Below are 21,279 nucleotides of genomic sequence, written 5' to 3' on the forward strand. Positions count from 1 at the left end.
TGGCCCAGCGCAGCTCTTGTAATCCGGTCATTCCCGCCTGACAGTGATGCCGCTGTGCTTGTTCCTGCGCGAAAGGACCCCGTCGTTGACAACCTCTCGCAAGCGCCGAGCCCTTGCGGCGGCCGCGTGCCTCGCGTTGTTACCCCTCCCGATGGGGCTCGCCGGGCCGGCGACGGCCGCTGCGGCGGACCACCGGCTCGCCGACTCCACCTCGGTGCACCACACGATCACCCTGATCACCGGCGACGTGGTCACCGTCGACACCACCGGTGACGCCGGCGGGACGATCTCGGTGACCGGGCCCGACGGTGGGCCCGCCAACGCGCGGATCCTGGAGTCGGCGGGCGACGTCTACGTCTACCCGTACGCGGCGATCTCCTACATCTCCAAGGGGATGCTTGACCGGCGGCTGTTCGACGTCACGGACCTGATCGCCGACGGTTATGACGACGCACACCGCAGCGACCTCCCGCTGATCGTCTCCTACAGCCCCCAGACGCCCGGGTTCCGCGCGAATGCCCTGCCCACGGGCACGGCAATGGTCCGGCCACTCGCGAGTGTCAACGGCGCGGCGGTCACCGCGAACCACGCACGGGCTCGGGACTTCTGGGCAGGGGTGACAGGCGGGTCGAAGTCGTCGTCGTTCGCGGCGCCGGCACCGTCGTTCACGAACGGCATCAAGCAGATCTGGCTCGACGGCAAGGTGCACGCGGACCTGGCCGAGTCGGTCACGCAGATCGGCGCGCCCTCGATCTGGGCCGACGGGGACACGGGCGCGGGCGTCGACGTCGCGGTCCTCGACACGGGCGTGGACGAGACCCACCCCGATCTGGCCGGGCGCATCGCCGACACCCGCAGCTTCATCGACGGCGAGGACGTCAGGGATCTCAACGGCCACGGCACCCACGTCGCGTCCACCATCGCCGGCACGGGCGCCGCGTCCGGTGGCACCGAGAAGGGGGTGGCCCCGGGCGCCCGGCTCCACATCGGCAAGGTGCTGTCGAACTCCGGCTCCGGGAGCGACTCGGCGGTCCTCGCCGGCATGGAGTGGGCAGCGGTCGACGAGCACGCCAAGGTCATCAACATGAGTCTCGGGGACCGGGTGCCCTCCGACGGCACCGACCCGATGTCGCAGGCGGTGAACCGGCTCAGCGCGCAGACCGGTGCGCTGTTCGTCATCGCGGCGGGCAACGACGGCGGCTCCGGCACCGTCAGCGCACCCGGCGCCGCCGACGCCGCCCTCACGGTGGGCGCGGTGGACGGTGCCGATCAACTCGCCTACTTCTCCAGCCAGGGTCCGCGAGTCGGCGACGGCGCGCTCAAGCCCGAGATCACCGCCCCCGGTGTCGACATCCTGGCCGCGCGGTCGCAGTACGCCCCCGAGGGTGAGGGCTACTACCAGACGCTCAGCGGCACGTCGATGGCCACACCGCACGTCGTCGGCGCCGCGGCGCTGCTCGCCGCGAAGCACCCGGAGCTCACCGGGGCCCAGTTGAAGGACCTGCTCACCAGCACCGCCAAGCGAACCCCTGACTTCAACGCCTTCCAAGCCGGCAGCGGGCGCGTCGACGTGGCGGCCGCCGCCGACGCCGGGATCTTCGCCTCGGCCACCGCGTACGCCGGGCAGAACGAGCCGGGCAAGGTCCAGCGGCCGGTGACGTACACCAACCTCGGGGCCACCCCGGTGGATCTCGCCCTGTCGATCGACGCACCCGGTGGCCCGGATGGGCTCTTCCGGCTGTCGGGCGACCACGTCACCGTGCCCGCGCACGGCACGGCCACCGTCACCCTGACCATCGATCCGACCGTCGCGTCGGGCACGTCGAACGGCTTCAGCGGTCAGATCCTGGCGACTGGCCCGGACGGGCTCGCCGCGCACACCGCGATCTCGCTCGGCGCGATCGCGCACAAGATGACCATCAACGTCAAGGACGCCAACGGAAATCCCGCGTCCGCCTTCGTCTTCCTGCTCAGGGCGGGTGATCCGACCCCGATCCCCGTCCCGGTCGACGGCAGCGTCACCTTCTACCTGCCGGACGACCAGTACTCGGCGCTCGGCTACCTGGTCGTGCCCGGTGTCCACGGCCCCCGCTCGCAGGGACTGGCGTTGCTCGGCGATCCCGACTTCACCTTCGACGCGGACCGCACGGTCACGCTCGACGCCGGCAAGGTCCGGCTGGTCGACGAGACCACGCCGCAGCCCGGAACCCCCACATACCTGCGGCTCGAATACTCGCGGATGCTCAACAAGGATGGTCGCTGGCACGACTTCGGTCTCGCGGGTGACGGCTTCGACAGCCTGTGGGTCCAGCCGCAGGGCAAGGTGACCCACGGCGACTTCACCGTCGGTGCGAGGTGGCGCAAGGAGCAGCCGGCGCTGACGTTGTCCGTGCAGGGGACCGACTACACCGATGTCCTGCGCCAGGCGGGCGTCACCCCGCTGGACGCGGGCACCCGCACGTTGCCCCTCGTCTTCGCGGGCAACGGGACACCCGCCGACTACGCGGGCCTCCGGGCGCGGGGCGGTGCGGTCGTCGTGCGCCGCACCGAGTCGGTCAGCCCGGCCGCGCTGGCCACCGCGGCGGCGGGCGCCGGCGCGCGGCTGCTGCTCGTGGTCAACGACAGCCCGGGCCGCCAACGCCTGTCGTTCAGGTCCGCCACGATCGACGTCGGACTTCTCAGCCCGGACGAGGGCGAGAAGCTCATTGCCGCAGCCCACAACAAGAACGCGGTGCTGCACGCTGAGTCGCACCCGACGATGTCCTACGTCTACGACCTCATGCACACGTGGAACAACGACCTGCCCAAGGACATGGTCGTCCACGCGTCGAAGGCGAACCTCGCCCGCATCGACGAGACGTTCGCCGGGGCCGTGCACGAGGGCCGAGGCGAGGAGTGGCGGTACGACTTCCCGGTCTACTCGGAGTGGGGGATCGGCAACTACGTCCCGTTGGCCGCCGACAGCCACCGCACCGACTGGGTCAGCACCGACGGGGCGAACCGGTGGGGTCACGAAGTCACCGACGGGGTCCTGAACGCGTGGGGAGTCAGCCGGAAGTACCAGCCCGGCAGCGTCACGCGCGACGAGTGGTTCACGCCCGTGCAACGTCCCTACCTCAACAACAACTACCTCGGCCCGACGCGCACGGACGACCAGTTCCGCGTCGACGTCCCGGGGTACGGCAACGCCGACCACGTCGGCGCGGCCCAGGACACGCAGCTCTCGCCCCAGACCGTGACCCTCTACCAGGGCGACAAGCAGTTGGGGGTCAGCGACAACGGACTCATCATGTACGCCAACGCCCCCAGCGCCGGACCGCTGCGGTACCGCCTGGTCGTCGAGAACCATCGGGACGCGTCCATCAGCCCGTACTCAAGCTCGACGTCGACGACCTGGTCGTTCACGTCCGCCGCGGCGAAGGTCGCCGGGGAACGGGATCTGTTGCCGCTGCTGCAGATTCGCTACAACCTCGAGCCGGACGGCTCCGGAGTCGTATCCCGCAAGTCGGAATTCGGCGTCACAGTCGAACAGCGCGCCCCGGTGTCCGTCGGTCTCGTCGAGACGCCGGTCGCGGGCGGCGGTTCGCCGGGCGCGCCCCGAGTCACCGTGTCGTACGACGACGGTGCCACGTGGACGCCGTTGACCGCAGACCGCAAGGGCCGTTACCGGCTCAACGCCCCCGAGGCGGCGCAGTTCGCCGCCCTGCGGGTGACCGCGACCGACTCGGCCGGGAACTCTGTCGAGCAGACGGTGATCCGCGCGGTCGGTCTGCGCTGATTCGGTTGTGGCCCGTCCCGGCAGGGGCGGGCCACAACCTCGGCAAGGGCGCAGATCTGCGCCCGTCCGTGAGATGCGGCGGATTGGCGTCGTCGCACGGAATATCGCGTGTTGTAGATGTGACTGCCAGGCGGGTCTGCGACGTGGATCTGGACCGACGGGTTCGGAACGCCGGTATCGCGTGGGCGTGGAGAGGGCTCGGGGTACCAGGTGTGGCCGTGCCACCGGCTGCGGGAGGGGACCGTGTGGTCCAGCAGGAGGTGGTGGTGTGATCAAACAGGGTAGCCTGAGCCCTGTGAGCACGCCGGAGAAGGCAGAGGCGACGCGGAGGTTGACGCCACGCGGCGCCGCCACCCGTGCGCGCATCGTGGCGGCCGCCCTCGAACTCATGTACGTGAAGGGCGTGAACGCGACCACGCTGGACGACGTCCGCGCCGCGAGCAACACCAGCAAGTCCCAGTTCTACAACCACTTCACGGACAAGGAGGACCTGGTCCGCGCGGTCGTGGAAGCGCGCGCGGCGCAGGTCCTCGAGCGTGAACGCGGCTACCTGCTGCGGTTGAAGTCCTTCCGCGGGCTGATCCGCTGGCGCAACGCCCTGGTGCAGCGCAACGCCCTCCAGAACGGCGCATACGGCTGCGGGCTCGGGTCGATGGCGAGCGAGCTGGCCGACCAGGACGAGGTGGCCCGCTCCACGCTCGCCGAGTCGTTCGCGGAGTGGGAGGGTCTGCTCGCCGCCGGTCTGCGCCGGATGCAGGAGAGCGGGGACCTCAAGCAGGACGCCGACCCCGAGAAGCTCGCCACCGGCCTGATGGCGGCCCTGCAGGGCGGGTACCTGCTCGCCGAGACCGCGCACGACATCGCTCCCATGGAGATAGCCCTCGACATGGCGCTCGACCACGTCAAGTCGTTCCTCGTCCCGTGAGCGCGTGTGCTTGGACGTAACCGAGGGCCATGTCCAGCGCCGTCTCGAGTTGCCGGACATCGCGGGTGGTCCGGGCGAGGAGCAGGCCACCTTGCAGGGCGGCCATCAGGCCCGTGGCCAGCCGGCCGGGATCGGTGTCCGGTGCCAGTTCGCGGTTGTCCCGCGCACGCCTGATCGCCGCCGCCAGCAACGCCTCCCAGGCGGTGATGCCGGCCTGGACGGCCACGCGTCCAGTCTCCTCGCCATCGACGAGCAGGTCGGCCAGGCTGCAGATCGCGTAATCGCGCGTCCGTGCCAGGCGCACGACCTCGTCGCGCCACCGAACGAGGTCGTGCACGGACTCCATGGACTTCAGCAACGGCTTCTGTGCTGCCAGCAGCTTCTCGATCCCGGCTTGCACGGTCTCCGTGGTCGGGGCCTTTTCAGAGAGGTCGCAGTCCTGGCCGTAGTGGTCCACAAGGTCCACTATAAGCAATGGCACTGACGTCTAACGCGGGTGGAGTGGACTAAATGGTCCTAGTGGGCGAAGGGGCGGCCGTTCATGCGATGTCGTCGCGGACGATGTGGATCGCGGCCTCCTCGGCGGACGCCGCGGATCCGTCCACGCCGATGTCACGCGCGTAGAGGTAGGCGTACGGGGTGTCTTCGTCGGCGCCTTCGATGAGGCGTCCGGCGCGGTCGACACCGACCTCGTCGTCATACGGTTCGCCGTCGGTGTCGTTGCTGTCGCCGATCCCGTCGCCCTCGTCGTCCACCGCGATGTCCGGGACCTCACGGGCCAGCCGCCTTGCCAGTGGCTCGTGGCCCGCTACCTCGCGAGCCGTGACGCCCCAGTCGAAGGCGGCGATCGGCCGCTCCGGTGGCGAGTAGCCCTCGTCGAGCACGTCGGCGACGCCGCGGTCCTCGAGGCTCTCGTCGGGTTCGAGCAGTCCGGAGTCGTTGTCGATGTCGTCCCTCACCGCGGCGTCCCGCCGGGGAGGGCGACCCGAATGGACGCCGCGCCACGCAAGTCCAGCCACGCATCGGTCGGCGTGCTGACGAGGCGGCCCAGGACCGATGTGCATTCGGGGCAGCGGGCGACGAGCCCGGCGCCGTCGTAGACCCGGGCCTCGGCGAACCGGCTGGGGCGGGCGCACCGCGCACAGGTCAGCACGGCGTTCGTGGCGTCGATGCCGAGGGCCTCGCTGAACGGGCCGGCCGCGCCGTTGCCGTCGATGTGGTCGCTGTCCGAGATCGTGCTCATCATCGTCCTCCGCTCGGTCCGAAGCGTTCGGTCCGGATGGTGCCGGGGTTCTGCCCTTGAGCCAGGAGGAGCACGGAGACCGTTTCCACGAAGCTGGTCGGGCCGCAGATGTAGGTGCGCGCGTCCATTCCGGACGGACGTGCGGCGGCGAGGTCGTCCGGGCCGATCCGGCCCGCCGGGCGGTTGGTGCCGAACGCCTTGCGGGTGAACAAGATCGTGACGTCGAGCCCGGGACGGGACCGCAGCTCGGCGTCGTAGTAGATGTCGGCAGGGGTGCGCACGGAGTAGAGGAGGGTGAACGGTGGCGGGTCGGCGATGCGTGCCCGCTGCCGGACCATGGTCATGATCGGAACGATGCCGGAGCCGCCCGCGACCAGCAGCACCGGCATGGTCTCGGTGCCGTGCCAGGTGAACCAGCCGCCGATCGGTCCGCGCAGTTCGAGCTGGTCGCCCACGACCAGTTCGTCGACGAGGTAGGAGGAGACCTCGCCGCCAGGCAACCGCTGCACGGTCAGCTCGACGCGGTCGCCGTCGGCCGGGGCGGCGATGGAGTAGCTGCGCTGCGCGCTGTAACCATCGGAGGAGGTGAGCTTCACGTCGACGTGTTGTCCCGCGGCGTGGCCGGGCCAGCCGGGGACGTCGAACACGATCGTGCGTGCGGTCGGCGTCACTTCGCGGATCTCGACGGCCGTCGCGACCCGCCAGCCGAGGCGCAGCCGGGCGATCGTTGCCGGTTCGGTCATCGGCTCAGTCGCCGGTGTAGCGCTGTTCGCGCCACGGGTCGCCGTAGTTGTGGTAGCCGAGCTGTTCCCAGAACCCTGGTTCGTCGTCGTCGAGGAGGTCGATGCCCGTCACCCATTTCGCCGACTTCCAGAAGTAGAGGTGTGGCACCAGCAGCCGCGCCGGGCCACCGTGCACCCCCGGCAGATCCTCACCGTCGAAGCGGTAGGCGATCCACGCCTTGCCGTCGAGCAAGTCCTCCAGCGGCAGGTTTGTCGTGTAGCCGCCATAGGAACGAACCAGCGCGTAGTCGGCGGCCGTCTACACGTTCTCGAACAGGGTGTCGAGGGAGACGCCCTCCCAGGTGGTGCCGAACTTCGACCATTTGGTCACACAATGGATGTCCACGGTCGGCCGCTCGGCCGGCAGCGCCATGAGCTCGCGCCACGTCCACGTGGTCTCCGTCCCGGTCTCCGCGCGGATGGTGAACCGCCACGCATCGAGGGGAACCGTCGGGGTCGGCCCGGCCTGCAGCACCGGGAAGCCCTCGGTCAGGTACTGGCCGGGCGGCAGGTCCGCGGCGGGACGGTCACGGCGCCCCTGAAACCCTCTGCTGATCACACTCATCTACACCTCCGGAGTCGAAGTCGAAGCATAACTGAACTAAAAGGTCCACTCCAGCAGGGCTATGCTCAAGGCTCCCAATGGGAACCTGGCTAGGATGCCGCTTGCGGGTGGACTGTGTGGTCCGCTGAGAGGGAGATCGTGCCAACCAACCTCGACCGGATCCGGGCGGAGATCGTTGGTCACCAGTCCAACGCCTGGGCGCGCGACCTCGGCTACGAACCGATCTATTCCGTGGCTCCGGCCGCCCGGATCGCGCTCATCGGACAGGCACCCGGCCGCAAGGCCCAGGAAAGCGGCGTGCCTTGGGACGATGCCAGCGGCGTGAAGCTGCGCGGCTGGCTCGGCGTCGACGACGAGCAGTTCTACGACCCGAGCCTGTTCGCGATCCTCCCGATGGACTTCTACTACCCGGGCAAAGGCACCTCCGGGGATCTGCCGCCGCGCCGGGACTTCGCGGGCCTGTGGCACGAACGCATCCTCGGTGAGCTGCCGGACCTCGTCCTCACGATCCTGGTGGGCGGGTACGCCCAGAAGCACTACCTGGGAGAGCGGGCGAAGCCGAGCCTGACCGAGACCGTGCGCGCCTACGCGGAGTACCTGCCGTGCACGATCCCGCTGGTGCATTCCTCGTCGCTGAACTTCCGCTGGCACGCCAGGAACCCCTGGTTCGAGGCGGAGGTCGTCCCCGTGTTGCGATCGCTGGTTGCTGAAGCGATCACCGCCTAGTGGCGATACGTCCACCTGGGACCATATAGTCCACTTCGGCATGACGATCGTCGGGGCCGATGTCAGGAGAAGCGGATGGCGCTGTCGCTGGCGGATCTGCAGCACCGGAACGAAGAGCGTGCCTGAGGCTTTCGTTCCGATGCTCCTCGCGGCCGTCGATGGTCAGACGAAGGTGAACAGCCGGTCGGCTTCGAAGCGCGAAATCGGGGAGGTGTACACCCTCGAGGGCTCGGGATAGCCAAGGGCCAGCAGACCCCGCACCAGCCTTCTCGTCGATGGTGCCTCTTGTTCGGTCATGAGCATGAAGACCTTGCCGCGCACCTTGCAGAGATCCCAATCGGGTCGAATCGGCGCTCGAAATCGGCACCGGGCAGCTCCACAGCAGTCGCCTGCGATCTTCTGCAGCTCCTGTCGCTCACCGCGTGCGCTGACGGTAGGCCCACGTGAGGACGAGCAAGGCCGGGCCCCAGAGGTTCAGCGGCGCGTAGCAGACCACGAAGACGATCGCCCAGACCGGGCCGGCCATCTGCCGGGCTTGCACGCCGGTCCACACGGGCCAGAAGCCGACTGTCCAAATGAGAATCAACAGGATCGAGCCCATGGTGGCGGCGATGATGGCGGCTGGCGGGTGAACCGGCCGGCCGCCGATGATCGGGATCCACGTGGGGACCACCTCGCCCCACGGGCGGACAAGCCCGAACCCGGTCAAGGCAACGGCTTCGGCGAAGATCGAGATCGCGAGGACGTAGACGGCCGGCCAGCCGCGCAAGACCTGGCTGTGCCCGGTCTCGTCGAGCATGCCCATCGAAAACCCGAGCGCGACGGTGAGCCGCCACAAACCGGATGGCAGCACGAAGAACGGGATCACGTGCGCCAGCCGGTCGGCCCACCGCGGCACCGGACGCGCCGTCGTCGTGCGGGCGTCAACGACCATCTGATACGTCGATCCGGTCACCACGGGACAGGTCCGTCGGCGCTGAGGAAGGCGGCCGTGCCGCCGGTCGCATCCCCGATGGCCGCCTGCACGACGACCTCCGCCCCTTGCGCGACGGTGAGCACGCCCGTGTGGTTGTTGCTGTCCGTCGCCACGAAGCCCGGTGCGACCACGTTGACGGCGATCCCGTCGGCACTCAACTCTTTCGCGTACTGGACGGTGAGCGCGTTGAGCGCGGACTTGGACGGCAGGTAAGCCGCCGACGGCAGGAGCCCAGCCAGCGGGCCGGACAGATCGGCGTTGAGGGTCACGGAACCACCGTGACTGCTCACGTTCACGACGCGTGCGGCCTTTGCCCGGCGAAGCAGCGGGAGCATGGCGTTGGTGACCCGGATCACGCCGAGCACGTTCGTCTCGAACACGGCGCGAACCATGTCCACGTCGACGGAACTGGGCACCTGGTCGTGCGCGTCCGCCGGGTCCACCGGCCCGGAGCCGGTGATGCCCGCGTTGTTCACCAGGACGTCGAGGTGGCCGAACCGCTCGTCGATCCACCGCGCGGCGGCTTGCACCACGTCTTGGTCGGTGACGTCGAGCCGCAGCGCGTACGCGTCGGCACCCGTGGCCCGCAAGTCGTCGGCGATCGCTTCGCCGCGCCGGACGTCTCGCGCCCCGAGGAGCACGGTCATGCCCAGCGCGGCCAGCTTCGCGGCGATGCCGCTGCCGATTCCCCGGTTCGCTCCCGTGACGACGGCGATTTCCTGTTCCATGGTCATTCCTTTGTGGTGTCGGCGTTCGAGCGCGCCTGGATGGTGTCGTGGACGACCGCCCAGCCGTCGGCGACCGGTGCGATGTGGGCGAGCTTGTCGGGGTTGGTGACGGCGTGGATCGTCTGGATCCGTCCTTCGACGATGTCCAGCGCCCAGGTGTTGATGATCCGTCCACTGTGGTCCCAGAAGATGGCACCGGGCTGCCCGTTCACCTGGTGCGGCTCGACAACGCCGCCGATGCGCAGGAACGGGACGACCAACGCGGTGAGCAGCCGGGCGACGTTGTCCACGCCGAAGATGCCCGAGCCCCAACGCGGGGCCTTCCCCCCGCTGTCGCCGACCACCGCCACGTCCTCGGCGAGCAGCGTCCGGAGCCGCTCGACGTCGCCGTCGCGGAAGGCGTCGAAGAACCGGTCGGCGAGTTCGGCGCGCTCGCGGCGATCGACGCGGAACCGGGGCCGGCCCGCCTGCATGTGCCGGCGCGCCCGGGCGACGTGCTGGCGGCAAGCCGCCTCCGAGCGTTCGACCGCGGCCGCGACGTCGCCGTACCCGAAGCCGAACACGTCGTGCAGCACGAAAGCCGCTCGTTCCAACGGAGTCAGCCGTTCGAGCAACACCAGCGCCGCCATCGACACCGAGTCGGCCAGTTCCGCGGACCGCGCCGGGTCCTGGTACTGGTCGTCCAGCAGTGGCTCGGGGAACCACGGCCCGACGTAGTCCTCGCGGCGGACGCGGGCCGAACGCAACACGTTGATCGAGATCCGGGTGACCACGGCCGACAGGTACGCCTTCGGCGACGCGGGCTCGGCCGGGCTTGCCTCGTAGCGCAACCAGGTCTCCTGGACGGCATCCTCGGCCTCGGTGACGCTGCCGAGGATCCGGTAGGCGATCGATTGCAACATCGGTCGCACCTGCTCGAAGTCTTCGACCTTGGTCACCGCAGGCCGTCCTTGAACCCTTGACGCCACGACCGGTAACGCGGTTGCCAATCCAGCTCACGCTTGGCTTTGGCGTTCGAGAAGCCGCGGCCCTCGGTCATCATGATCACCGCGACCTCACCGGCCACCAGCCGCGCGAGCCATCTCGGAATCCGCCGCGGCGGTTTCGCTCCTGCACACTCCGCGAGGTACGGCAGCCATTCGCTGGCAGGCGCCGGCTCGTCGTCGACGATGTTGAACACGCCGCTCGCCTTCTGCTCCACCGCGAGCACGGTCGCGGCGGCCGCGTCGTCGAGGTGCACCCACGAGCCGTACCCGGTCGCGCGGCCGACCAAGGGGAACTGGCGCTTGCGGATCAGCTCGACCTGGTCGTCGCTGGCGCCCGGACCGTAGAACGCGCCGTAGCGCAACACCGCGCCACCAGCGGCCAGGACGACGTCCTCGACGTGACGAAGGGCGGCCATCGACGTGTGGGCGGCGGTTCCTTCCTGCAGGTCCAGCGGGTCGTCCTCGGTCTTGACCCAGCCGCCCTCGCGCAAACCGTTCCAGTTCGCGTAGCCCTGAGCCACGAAGTGCCGGACCCCATGAGCCTCGGCCGCGGCAAGCAGGTGATCTGTGCCCTCGGTCCGCAACCGGACGGTCGGCACCGCCCACCGGTCGAAGTGCTTGAAATCGGGCTTTCCCGCGTGCCGCAACGAAATCCCGGTCATCTGGTGAACGATCACATCCGGCCGGGCATCCCGGACCGCGGCACCGACCGAAGCCGCATCCAGCCCATCCATGACCACGGCCTCGGCACCCAACCCGGTCAACACACCCGACTTCGCGGCGCTGGTGGTAGTCGCCGTCACCTGGTGACCTCTACCGACCAACTGCGGAACAAGCCGCCGCCCCAGCACACCCGTGCCCCCGGCCACGAACACCCGCATGATCAACGCCCCCTCTCGATCCCGACTGCTTCCGCAATCGAGACAACACAGCCCACCCCACCTGTGACACGCGGCTGAGGACACTCTCAGCGTCGGCAGACGTCGGGGGCAAGATCGCAGGGTTTGTCCCGCGATGGGTGTTTCAGGCGTTGTTGATGAGCAGGTTTCAGGGCTCGGCAAGCGGTCGTCGAAGGTGATGGCGAAGGTGTTGAGTACGGGCTTCCGGCCTGCGCGACCGGGTACGTGTCCCTCGTCTTCCCGATAGCTCAGCGGCCGCCGGCCGCGGCTGTCCGGGGTTCGTCGAGTCCGTCAGAAGCCGGGGAACACGCGGCGCAAGTCGTCGAGCGTGACGCCGCCGTCGACGGTGATGCCCTTGTCGAACGGTGGCTTGAGACGACCACTGAGCAGCCGGACGAACGCTTCCAGTGGCCCGTTGAACGTCGCGGACGGTGACTCGAGGTGGTCCACGACGGTGACCGCGTCGTCGATCACCAGACCAGCACCCCGCGCCGCCCCCGGGATCGCGACGGAGAGCGGGGCCGCGAGCTCGGCCGGCTTTGCGACCCAGTTCAGCATGAAGCCCAGAGGACCGGCCAAGAGGTCGACGAGAACCGCTGCCGAGTCGGTGTCCACCCCGGCTTCGGGGTCGAGAGCCACGCGCACGTCCCACGAGTGGTTGGCCACCTCGTTGAGCCGCATGCCCAGAGCGGTCAGCAGCGAGACCGGCTCTGGAAGGAAGCCGAAGTCGACCGTCAGCGACGAGAGCTGCCCCGGTGTGAGCGCCTCGACCGTGTCGAGCCAGCGGCTGTTGTGCTCCACGAAACCGTCGGCCTGCGCGCGCGGCGCGGACGCGTCCCAGCGGGCCCAAATCGTCTGGTTGTCCGCCGCGGTGACCGTCTCTCCGGCGGCCTGGGCGATCGGTGCCCGGCCGATCTCCGCGCCGCTGCCGAGGTGCGAAAGGACCTGGGCGACCGTCCACTCCTCGGCACCGCTGGTCAAGGCCAGTTGGTCGTCGGTGATGGTGCCGACGAGGCCGGTGAGCACGTCGTGCTCAGCACGCAGGGCCGTGATCGTTCGGTCCACGAGTTGGTTCATGTCATCGACAACCCCCGAACCCATGCGAGTGTTCCGCCGACCACGCCACGTGGTGGGCAGACTCGTTACCCTCGTGTTCACACGCGGAGGAGGACTGGCGTGACGCCACCGATGCACCTGGCTGTGCCCGTCGACGACCTCGCCGCCGCCCGGCGGTTCTACGGCGACGTGCTCGGGCTCGCGCGCGGCCGCGAGAGCGACCACTGGATCGACTGGAACCTGTACGGCCACCAGTTCGTCACGCACCAGGCGACCGGTCCGCGCTCCGAGGCGCTCAGCGAGGTCGACGGCCACCGCGTGCCGGTGCCCCACTTCGGCGTGCTGCTCGATCCCGGCCAGTTCCACGACCTGGCCGACCGCTTGCGCGCGGCGGGCGTCGAGTTTCTGATCGAGCCCTACCTGCGATTTCCTGGTCAGCCCGGCGAGCAGTGGACCATGTTCTTCCGTGATCCGGCGGGCAACGCGTTGGAGTTCAAGGCCTTCCGCGACCCGGCCCAGGTCTTCGCGACCGACCGGACGAGCGCGGACGAGGACCGGGTCGTCCGTGCGAGCCGCGAGATCGCGGCCGACGCCGCGGTGATCTTCGAGCTGGTCGCCGACCCGGCGCGCCAACCGGCATGGGATGGCAACGACAACCTCGCCACGGCCGCGCCGGGACAGCGTGTGCGCGGGGTCGGCGACGTGTTCACCACGGTCCTGACCAGGGGCAGCGTCCGGGAGAACCACGTCGTCGAGTTCGCCGAAGGGCGACGCCTCGCGTGGCGGCCCGCCGAGCCGGGTAGCGAGCCGCCAGGCCACCTCTGGCGCTGGGAGCTCGAGCCGGTCGGCAGCGGGCGCACGATGGTCACCCACACCTACGACTGGAGCCGGTTGACCGACCAACGTCGGTTCGAGCGCGCGAGGTCCACCACGACCGACCGGCTCATGGCATCGCTGGACCGTCTCGCCGCGTACGTCGAGGGCGACCGCCCGACTTGATGACGCTGATTTACCTCTCCCCGGGTTGGAGAATTCGGGGCGCTTGCAATCTTCGCCGGGAGGCCGGCGATGCAACCTTTCCGGGACTGTGTAGGGAAACCAGTCTTCCGTCGGGTTGACCGCCAGGACGAGCCGGGTCACGATCGAGGGGAATCCTGCAACCGCTTGCGGCGACTTGCGTAAGCCCGGAGTCAAGGAGTCTTCGTGGCCACTCGGCGGGCGTTCGTCGGTCTGACCGCTGCTCTGCTCACCGCGACCGTGTTGACCGCGCTGGCGGTGAACTCCGCGAGCGCGGCACCGCCGGGCGGCAAGGATGTCACCGCGACGCTGTTCGAGTGGCGGTTCGACTCGGTGGCCACCGCGTGCGGCACCGTGCTCGGCCCGAAGGGGTACGGCTACGTCGAGGTGTCACCGCCGCAGGAACACATCCAGGGCGGCCAGTGGTGGACCTCCTACCAACCGGTCAGCTACCGGATCGGGGGCAGGCTGGGTGATCGGTCGAGCTTCCAGAACATGGTCAGCGCCTGCCACGCGGCCGGGGTGAAGGTGATCGCGGACGCGGTGATCAACCACATGGCCAATGGCTCGGGCACCGGCACCGCCGGCAGTTCGTTCGCCAAGTACAACTACCCGGGCTTGTACCAGGACCAGGACTTCCACGGCTGCCGCCAGCCGATCACCGATTACGGCAACCGTGACAACGTGCAGAACTGCGAGCTGGTCGGCCTGCCCGACCTCGACACCGGTAGCGATTACGTGCGCGGCGCCATCGCGGGTTACCTCAACGACCTGCTGTCGCTTGGCGTCGACGGCTTCCGGATCGACGCGGCCAAGCATATGGCGGCGTCGGATCTGGCTGCCATCAAGGGAAAGCTCACCAACCCGAGCGTGTTCTGGGTGCAGGAGACCATCTACGGCGCGGGCGAGGCGGTGCAGCCCACCGAGTACCTCGGCACCGGCGACGTGGACGAATTCCGTTACGCGACATCGCTGAAGTCCACTTTCGATGGCGGCAGGCTCGCCGACCTCAGCCAGTTCGGTGAGGCGTGGGGATTCGTGTCCGGCAGCAAGGCAAGGTCCTTTGTGGACAACTGGGACACCGAGCGCAACGGCTCGACGATCGACTACGACGAGGGTTCGACCTACACGCTGGCCAACGTGTTCATGCTGGCCTGGCCGTACGGTTCGCCGAACGTTTTCTCCGGGTACACCTACGGCAGCTCGGACGACGGTCCGCCCAACGGTGGCACCGTGAACGCCTGTTACACCGACGGATGGACCTGTCAGCACGCGTGGCCGCAGATCGCCAACATGGTCGGGTTCCACAACGCGGTCGCGGGCACCGGCGTGACGAACTGGTGGACCGACGGCACCAACGCGATCGCGTTCGGCCGCGGCGACAAGGGTTTCGTGGTGATCAACCGGGAGGGCTCGGCGATCAGCCAGACCTTCCAGACGTCCCTGCCGGCCGGCACCTACTGCGACGTCCAGCACGGCGACCCGGACGCCGGCTGCGCGGGCGGCACCAGCTACACCGTGGACGGCAACGGCCGGTTCACCGCGACGGTCGGCGCGGGCGACGCCGTCGCGTTGCATGTCTAGGTTGACTTGTCGCCGGAACCTGATCGGTGAGCCGTCCGCGGCGGGTGAGCCGCTTTGTGCGGTTACCAGGGAAGGTCGTGGCGGAGTCGGGTGAGCCAGCGGTGGATGGTGTCGCCGTAGCTGCCGGGGTCGTAGGTGTGCTGGGCTTGGTCGACGACGGGCATGACCGCGGCACGGACCTGGTCGGCGTACTGCGGCACCACGTAGATGTGCAGGTAGTAGCCGTTGCGCATCTGGACCCGGGCGATGTGCACGTAGCCACGCGCGGCTTCGCGGATGTTGGTGTGGTACGCGGTGGCCACCGGGCCGGGGCCGTAGCTGCGGACGACGATCACCGTCGGGTGGGCGCTTGCGACGACCGTCGTGGGATCGGCGCCGTGGGCGATCGGCTCGTCGTTGAGGCCGATGAAGTCGACCGTGCGCCAACCGCTGTAGTAGGACATGGCGCCCGCGTCGTGCAGGGCGATGACCTTGGCGTCGGCGGGGATGTCGGCCTTGGCGAGGCCTTGGCCGATGGCGACGTGGGCACGCGCGAGGTCCGGCCCGTAGTTGGCGATGACGGGCAGGTCCGGTGCCTGCAGGCCGGCGACGGCGACCCAGCCGGTGGCGAGCAGCCCGGCGACGGTGCCGGCGGTGATGCTGAGCCAGGCCTTCCCGCCGCTGCGGACGATGACGCCGGCGGCGATCCCGGTGCTCAGGCACAGCACCGGGAAGGTGTGGAAGGCGAAGCGGTGGAGGTAGTCCATGGTCGGGCCGGACACCACGTAGGTCAGGCTCGTGGTGACGACCGTGGCACACAGGACCAAGGCCGCTTTGCGCGTGTTCCGCCACAGCAACAGTGCCGCGGTGAGCACGAGGAGCGGGGCGTAGAGCCACACGGTCGTGTCGAGCCACGCGGTGCCCGCCGTGATGTTGCCGAACTTGACGTAATAGGTATTGGGGAATGGATAGCCGTAGTAGCTCCACCGCCAGGCGAAGTAGCCCGCGCCCACGACGGCGGCGATCGCGGTGAACAACCACGCGCGGCGGTCGCGGCGTGCGGTCCACAGCCAGACGAGAAAGGCGGGAAGGGCGGCGAGCACGCCGTCCGGGCGCAACATGCCGGCAAGCACCAGCAATAGGGGTGCTTCCCAGATTCGGACTCGGCGACCTTCGATCGCGTTCAGCCCGACGATGACCGCGCGCAGGACCAATGCGGCGAAGGCGACGGTTTCCAGGCCGCTGGTGATGTGGAAATAGGTGGGCAGGTAGAGCACGAACGCGCTACCGGCGACCACTGCGGCGACAAGCCCGTGGTTGGTGCGGCAGTAGCGCACCAACATGACGAGGATGGCCGCTCCCGCGGCGAAAGAGGTCACCTTCGCGACAGCGGGCAGGTTCAACCCGAGCCAGGCGAACGGGGTGTGCCAGAGCATCCAGAGGAAGTTCGTGAACCCCTCGACCGGATTCTCCCCGGGGTTCCACACCGGTCCGTGCCCGGCGGCGAAGTTGGCCGAGTACCGGAAAGTGATGTATGCGTCGTCGATGGTGAAGAACCACGCCGACCACACACCGACCAGGAACACCACGCCCAGGCCCGCCGCAACGGGCCACCAACCGCGACGTGGGCCGGCTGATCGCTCGGCCGTGGAATCCGCCGAATCCGTGAACTCCTCGGCCGTCGGCGTCGGAACAGTCGAGGTCACTGCCACAAACCCCCTGAAAACCTGATGTTCCCCGACACGACGGCCCAACGTACCAACCCGCATCCGTCGCCGTGACAGCAGCCGACCTGCTCTTGGTTGCCCGCCGGACCGGTCGAAGGCTCCGGGTCGGCGAGCAACCAACGAGGTCAGCTGCTCGGCGGCGTTAGCGGCACATCGACGAAGGGCGTGGCTGTACGTAGAGCAGGGGACTGGTAGCGGCGGAGTTTCGGGGTGTCGAGGTCGTTGCGGTAGCCGACGACCCAGGTGTTCTCGTCGGGCACGGCCAGAGCGACGGGGCTGGTCGAGGTTTGGTCGGTGTAGTTGGTGATCTCTCGCCAGTCGGTGTACACGGCGGAACCAGGAGCAGCTTGGCCAGCGTAGTAGACGTAGTCGTCGTCAGCGCGGGCCACGACTTGCAGGGTGCCGGCGGGGGACATGATGGCCGACGGACTGCCTGTTGCGATCACGCCGGGGAGTGAGGTCCAGGTACCGGCGAAACCGGTGGTGGTTTCGCGTTGGGTTTGGATGGCGCCGCCGTTGTTGGCGAAGACCTGAAGGGTGTTGTCGGGCATGACGACAGCGCTGATGGTTCCGTCGAAGCCGGTGCTGCCGAGGCTGACCCACGCGGACAGCGTGGTGGTGTAGGTCGCCGCGTGATACGTGCCATCTTGGCCGAGACCGAGAATTCGAATCCCGTTCGCCGTGACGGCAACGGTGATCGGTCCGGGCTTGAGCGGTGTTGGGCCTACGCGGGTCCACGCATCGAGGGATGCGTTCGAGATCGCCTGGCTGCGGGCCCAGAGGTCGCCCGCGGCGTCGAGGGCGAACATGGCGATCGTGTTGTCGGAGCGGTGCACGATGCTGGCGGACGACGGGACGAATCCGCCATAGGTCGTAGTTCCCGCCCAGGGCCCTCGGCTGACGGTTTGGACGTTGGTGCGGACTTCGGCATCGGTCCCGGTAGCGGCTAGCTGGATGCGTCCGTCCTGGTAGTCGCCGGTGCCTGTGATGCCGATGACGCCGGTGAAGCCCGGCACCACGGCGAAGCCGATCGGAGTGCTGCCGGTGACGTCAGTGGCCTCGGCGTAGACCGCGCGACTTTCACTGTCGACATAGGAGTAGTGGATGTCGCCGTTCGTCGAGTACTGCAAAGTCACTGGCGGGTTGTCGACGGCCGGGACTGTCGGCCTGACTGGATTGACAACGCCATTCACCTGGCAGGTGTCCGGGGCCGCCGTGGTGGCACTGTCTATCCAGCCTGCGCCGATCTGCGCACCGTGGGAAGCAGTCCACCCCTGGGCGTTTTCATCCCACCGCCACCAGTACATCGTGCCGTCGGGCTTGATGGTGTAGAGGACGTCCGCGCCGGCGGAGAGGATTCGATCGAATGCCTGCCAGCCGAGCCCAACCGGCTGCGCTGTTGTCAACCACCGTTGTGATGCGGCGTCATATCGGTATCTGTAGAGATTTCCGGCGGCGTTGCGCGCGAAGAGCACGCCGCGCCCAGCGGCAATGATCAGGTTGTACTGATTCCAGCCAGATGCGATGACGCGGTGCGTCCAGGTGTGGGTGGCGGCGTCGAAGGAGCGCCAGTGCAGCGCACCATCGGGCTCGATGGTGTAGATGAAGCCGTCCGTGTCGACTGTGATGCGATTGCGGTAGTCGGCTGTGAGGTAGCGGTCCCACCCGCCCGTGTCGATGACCTCGTGCTGAGTGCCGTTGGGGAACGTGTCCCATCCGGCTCCGTTCCACCGATATCGACGAAGCTCGCCGCCAGTCCATGGGGCGAATATGACTCCGTCTGGCGCTGCAACTGGTTTGCCAGGCTGCCACGCGAAGCCGATCGTCGGTGGGTTGGCTGACCAGTTCGCAGCGCCCGTATCGGGATCGAGGTGTTGGTAACGCAGCATGTTGCCGTTGGACAAGACTCGATAGACAGGCGCACTGGACGCGCATTGGAGCGTCACGGAGGCTGCGGCCTGGTTCGCTGTGACCGCTAGCGTCGTCGCAGTCAACGACAGGCCTACCGCTGCGATTGTTGACCGCGTTATCCACGCGCGACGGTTCTGATGCATGCCGGGTCCCTCCAGTCGACACCAAGTTTGCGCTTGGGTGAACACAAACCGAATTCGACGACACCCCGAATTGCGTAGAATCCATGTCTGAAGGAAACGCGTGGCGCCTAACGCAAGCGCTTGCTCAGTCAGTTCATCTTCACCACCAGAATGCTGATAGCGCTGGATAGTGTGGTTTGGCCTGGTCACAGCCGTCAACCATCTTAGGTAGTGACCTACATCATAGAGGTGTTGTGTAACATTCCCTGACTGGGCCGTTCGGATGGTTGGTGTTGCCCAGATGGCAAATCTTCCGGTATTCCTGTTCTCTGCGGATCCTCGCGGGGATGGTTCGCGACGTTTGTTGCGGCGCTGCGAGCCTCTCTTCCTGGGCATGAGCGCCTGTTCAGGAGGGGGCTGGGGTCGTGAACCTGTCGCTGTTCAATGCGCGTTTTTCTGGGTCGACGCACCGCCGCCGGTGCCGGCATCGGTCGCTGATCGCGTTGGCATTGGCGCTGGCGTTGGTGGCTGGAATGCTCGGTCCCGGCACCCCGAGCGACCTGAGTGAGGTCGCGGCTCCAGGACATGGGCCTGGCCAGCGTTGGGGCAACGCGGCCGGGGTGGACCACGACGAGCACGCCGGTCGCGGCAACACGGCGAAGCCGAAGTCGCTGCAGTCGAAATACCGACCGATCGCGGCTCAGCCTGATCCTGCGGTCCGCGACGATGTGCAGGTGCTGGCCCCGCCGGACCCGGCAGCCCGTGGGTTCGACGCGGCCACCAGCCGTGAAGCGCCTGAGTTGCGGGGCGTGAACCAGCGGACGTTCGACAACACGGATGGCACGCAGACCACGGAGTTCAGCCGCGACCCGATCAACTTCCAGCGCCCGGACGGAACCTGGCAGCCGATCGACACGCACCTCGTCACAACCGCGAAAGACAACTCGCCTGCGGAGGGCTGGCACAACGCCGCGGACTCGATGCACGTCTGGACTGCACCCACCGCTGGTGGTGGCCCGCTGACACGGCTGGACCTCGACGCGCAGCACCAGCTCGCGTTCGGATTGGATGGCGCCGCTCGTGTCGCCGGTCAGGCCAAGAACGACACCGTGGCCTACACCGCTGTCCGGCCGAGCACCGATATCAAGCTGCAGGTGACGAGCACCGGGGTCAAGGAATCGATCGTTCTGCAGTCGGCCGACGCGCCGCACAGCTTCGTGTTCCCGCTCCAGCTCAAGGGTTTGACCGCTTCCATGAAGGACGGCGAGGTCATCTTCTCGGATCCGTCGGGCAAACAGATGGCGCGGATCCCCAGCGGGTACATGGCCGACTCGTCCTACGACCCGCACAAGGGTGAGGCCGCCACGTCGTACAAGGTGTCGTACCGCCTGGTGAAGGAGAACGGCGGCGTCGCAGTCCGGTTGGATCTCGATGATGCGTGGCTCAATGATCCAGCACGGTCCTATCCCGTCGTGGTCGATCCGCCGGTCGATGTCCGCGCGGCGGGCTCGAGCATGTATGTCCAGCGCAACAGTGACGGCACGAACTTCAGTCGTACGGACGACCTGAAGGTCGGGCATTCCGCCGACAGCGGCGGCAGCTACACCGCCGCGAGTTACCTGGCGTTCCCAGGAGTGGAAACCGCGCTGCGCAACCACAAGATCTTCGGTGCGCGGCTGTCGTTGACGAACTACCTCTCGTGGTCGTGCAACGCCCGGCCCGTGTCGGTGTACCCGGTTACCCAAGCGTGGACCGCCGGCAACGACCAGCACTACCCAGGCCCGTCGTACGGGTCGGCGCTCAGCACCGCGAACTTCGCCCACGGATACATCCCGCAGGGGCAGACCACCTCACCGTGTCCGACCGCGACCGAGGCGATCAGTCTCGGCGCCGCTGGGCGGGACCTCGTGCAGCGGTGGGTCACCGGTCAGCAACCCAACTATGGGCTTACTGTCCGCGCATCAGAAACAGACGTCTTCGGCTGGAAGAAGTTCACCGAAGCAGGCACGGCCAACCCGCCGCGACTGGCGATCACCCATACCCCCTATGACGCCGACTATCGGTTCGTCAGCCCGGTGCCGAACCCGCCGGTGACCCGAACGCAGGGGGGGGCACGTGAAGCTGGCCGTCACCAACCGCGGCGCGACCACGTGGACCGCGAGTGGTTACTCGCTGGCCTATCGGTACTTCACTGCCTCCGGTACCTACCTCGGATGGGTCAAAGCCGCATCTCTTCCGCATGACGTCGCTCGCGGTCAGTCGGTCACGCTCGACG

Annotated in this window: 17 protein-coding genes and 3 pseudogenes; 7 read left to right on the forward strand and 13 right to left on the reverse strand. The window is 68.1% G+C overall.

Going from position 1 to position 21,279, the window contains the following annotated elements; all coding sequences use genetic code 11:
- Window positions 1-85 precede the first annotated feature (85 nt).
- Window positions 86-3,778, forward strand: a complete 3,693-nt coding sequence (locus EV186_RS36280) for a S8 family serine peptidase (RefSeq protein WP_208115971.1) — start codon at window positions 86-88, stop codon at window positions 3,776-3,778.
- A gap of 295 nt (window positions 3,779-4,073) precedes the next feature.
- Window positions 4,074-4,703 (forward strand): TetR/AcrR family transcriptional regulator, encoded by a 630-nt coding sequence (locus EV186_RS36285; RefSeq protein ID WP_208115972.1) that lies wholly within the window; start codon window positions 4,074-4,076, stop codon window positions 4,701-4,703.
- Here the strand turns inward: EV186_RS36285 and EV186_RS36290 are convergent.
- From EV186_RS36290 to EV186_RS36310, 5 genes and pseudogenes are all read right to left on the reverse strand, one after another.
- Window positions 4,681-5,160, reverse strand: coding sequence for a TetR family transcriptional regulator C-terminal domain-containing protein (locus EV186_RS36290; protein WP_133854070.1), 480 nt, complete (start codon window positions 5,158-5,160; stop codon window positions 4,681-4,683). The genes EV186_RS36285 and EV186_RS36290 overlap by 23 nt on opposite strands.
- Before the next feature lie 82 nt (window positions 5,161-5,242).
- The gene (locus EV186_RS36295) at window positions 5,243-5,662 is read right to left on the reverse strand and encodes a DUF5709 domain-containing protein (protein ID WP_133854071.1); all 420 of its coding nucleotides are present in this window, start codon (window positions 5,660-5,662) and stop codon (window positions 5,243-5,245) included.
- Complete coding sequence (locus tag EV186_RS36300; protein WP_166659498.1) at window positions 5,659-5,946, reverse strand: DUF6510 family protein; 288 nt, start codon at window positions 5,944-5,946, stop codon at window positions 5,659-5,661. Before EV186_RS36300 ends, EV186_RS36295 begins: the two co-directional genes overlap by 4 nt.
- The gene (locus EV186_RS36305; protein ID WP_133854072.1) at window positions 5,946-6,689 is read right to left on the reverse strand and encodes a ferredoxin reductase; all 744 of its coding nucleotides are present in this window, start codon (window positions 6,687-6,689) and stop codon (window positions 5,946-5,948) included. Before EV186_RS36305 ends, EV186_RS36300 begins: the two co-directional genes overlap by 1 nt.
- Window positions 6,690-6,693: 4 nt before the next feature.
- Window positions 6,694-7,293: pseudogene (locus EV186_RS36310) on the reverse strand (sulfite oxidase-like oxidoreductase).
- Window positions 7,294-7,431: 138 nt separating this feature from the next.
- On the opposite strand from EV186_RS36310, the gene EV186_RS36315 reads away from it, so the two are divergent.
- Complete coding sequence (locus EV186_RS36315; RefSeq protein ID WP_133854073.1) at window positions 7,432-8,019, forward strand: uracil-DNA glycosylase family protein; 588 nt, start codon at window positions 7,432-7,434, stop codon at window positions 8,017-8,019.
- Between the two features lie 162 nt (window positions 8,020-8,181).
- Here the strand turns inward: EV186_RS36315 and EV186_RS39710 are convergent, their stop codons facing one another.
- The 6 genes from EV186_RS39710 to EV186_RS36345 form a co-directional block, all read right to left on the reverse strand.
- On the reverse strand, window positions 8,182-8,340 hold the full coding sequence (locus tag EV186_RS39710) for a hypothetical protein (protein ID WP_208115973.1): 159 nt from the start codon (window positions 8,338-8,340) through the stop codon (window positions 8,182-8,184).
- Window positions 8,341-8,434: 94 nt separating this feature from the next.
- Complete coding sequence (locus EV186_RS36325; protein WP_133854074.1) at window positions 8,435-8,953, reverse strand: hypothetical protein; 519 nt, start codon at window positions 8,951-8,953, stop codon at window positions 8,435-8,437.
- Window positions 8,954-8,970: 17 nt separating this feature from the next.
- The gene (locus tag EV186_RS36330; RefSeq protein ID WP_243754508.1) at window positions 8,971-9,723 is read right to left on the reverse strand and encodes an SDR family NAD(P)-dependent oxidoreductase; all 753 of its coding nucleotides are present in this window, start codon (window positions 9,721-9,723) and stop codon (window positions 8,971-8,973) included.
- Between the two features lie 2 nt (window positions 9,724-9,725).
- Window positions 9,726-10,661: an RNA polymerase sigma-70 factor gene (locus tag EV186_RS36335; protein WP_133854076.1), complete on the reverse strand. Its 936-nt coding sequence runs from the start codon at window positions 10,659-10,661 to the stop codon at window positions 9,726-9,728.
- Window positions 10,658-11,590, reverse strand: a complete 933-nt coding sequence (locus EV186_RS36340) for an NAD-dependent epimerase/dehydratase family protein (protein WP_133854077.1) — start codon at window positions 11,588-11,590, stop codon at window positions 10,658-10,660. The genes EV186_RS36335 and EV186_RS36340 overlap by 4 nt, the downstream gene beginning before the upstream one ends.
- A gap of 309 nt (window positions 11,591-11,899) precedes the next feature.
- Window positions 11,900-12,673 carry a maleylpyruvate isomerase family mycothiol-dependent enzyme gene (locus tag EV186_RS36345; RefSeq protein ID WP_243754509.1) on the reverse strand — a complete coding sequence of 258 codons (774 nt, stop codon included), beginning with the start codon at window positions 12,671-12,673 and terminating at the stop codon, window positions 11,900-11,902.
- Window positions 12,674-12,796: 123 nt separating this feature from the next.
- Here EV186_RS36345 and EV186_RS40375 point away from each other — a divergent pair.
- The 3 genes and pseudogenes from EV186_RS40375 to EV186_RS36355 form a co-directional block, all read left to right on the forward strand.
- Window positions 12,797-13,192, forward strand: a pseudogene (locus tag EV186_RS40375) (VOC family protein); the annotation flags it as partial.
- A gap of 45 nt (window positions 13,193-13,237) precedes the next feature.
- Window positions 13,238-13,663 (forward strand): annotated as a pseudogene (locus tag EV186_RS39715) (SRPBCC family protein); the annotation flags it as partial.
- Between the two features lie 204 nt (window positions 13,664-13,867).
- A complete protein-coding gene (locus EV186_RS36355; RefSeq protein ID WP_208115974.1) occupies window positions 13,868-15,265 on the forward strand; it encodes an alpha-amylase in 1,398 nt (465 codons plus the stop codon).
- 62 nt (window positions 15,266-15,327) lie between these two features.
- Here the strand turns inward: EV186_RS36355 and EV186_RS36360 are convergent, their stop codons facing one another.
- Window positions 15,328-16,950: a hypothetical protein gene (locus EV186_RS36360; RefSeq protein WP_133854079.1), complete on the reverse strand. Its 1,623-nt coding sequence runs from the start codon at window positions 16,948-16,950 to the stop codon at window positions 15,328-15,330.
- Window positions 16,951-17,096: 146 nt separating this feature from the next.
- Window positions 17,097-18,875: a tachylectin-related carbohydrate-binding protein gene (locus tag EV186_RS36365; protein ID WP_166659499.1), complete on the reverse strand. Its 1,779-nt coding sequence runs from the start codon at window positions 18,873-18,875 to the stop codon at window positions 17,097-17,099.
- A gap of 554 nt (window positions 18,876-19,429) precedes the next feature.
- Between EV186_RS36365 and EV186_RS40380 the strand changes: the two genes are divergently transcribed.
- Entirely contained in the window at window positions 19,430-21,247 is a 1,818-nt protein-coding gene (locus EV186_RS40380) for a DNRLRE domain-containing protein (protein WP_133854081.1), read from the forward strand.
- Window positions 21,248-21,279: the final 32 nt, after the last annotated feature.

Origin of the sequence: Labedaea rhizosphaerae (assembly GCF_004362825.1) — a bacterium.
Taxonomy (GTDB): domain Bacteria; phylum Actinomycetota; class Actinomycetes; order Mycobacteriales; family Pseudonocardiaceae; genus Labedaea; species Labedaea rhizosphaerae.

Excerpts from the sequence above, each read along its gene's own strand:
- EV186_RS36300 (WP_166659498.1), bottom strand. The coding sequence starts at position 5,946 with ATGAGCACGATCTCGGACAGCGACCACATCGACGGCAACGGCGCGGCC.
- EV186_RS36330 (WP_243754508.1), bottom strand. The coding sequence starts at position 9,723 with ATGGAACAGGAAATCGCCGTCGTCACGGGAGCGAACCGGGGAATCGGC.
- EV186_RS36340 (WP_133854077.1), bottom strand. The coding sequence starts at position 11,590 with ATGCGGGTGTTCGTGGCCGGGGGCACGGGTGTGCTGGGGCGGCGGCTT.
- EV186_RS36305 (WP_133854072.1), bottom strand. The coding sequence starts at position 6,689 with ATGACCGAACCGGCAACGATCGCCCGGCTGCGCCTCGGCTGGCGGGTC.
- EV186_RS36325 (WP_133854074.1), bottom strand. The coding sequence starts at position 8,953 with ATGGTCGTTGACGCCCGCACGACGACGGCGCGTCCGGTGCCGCGGTGG.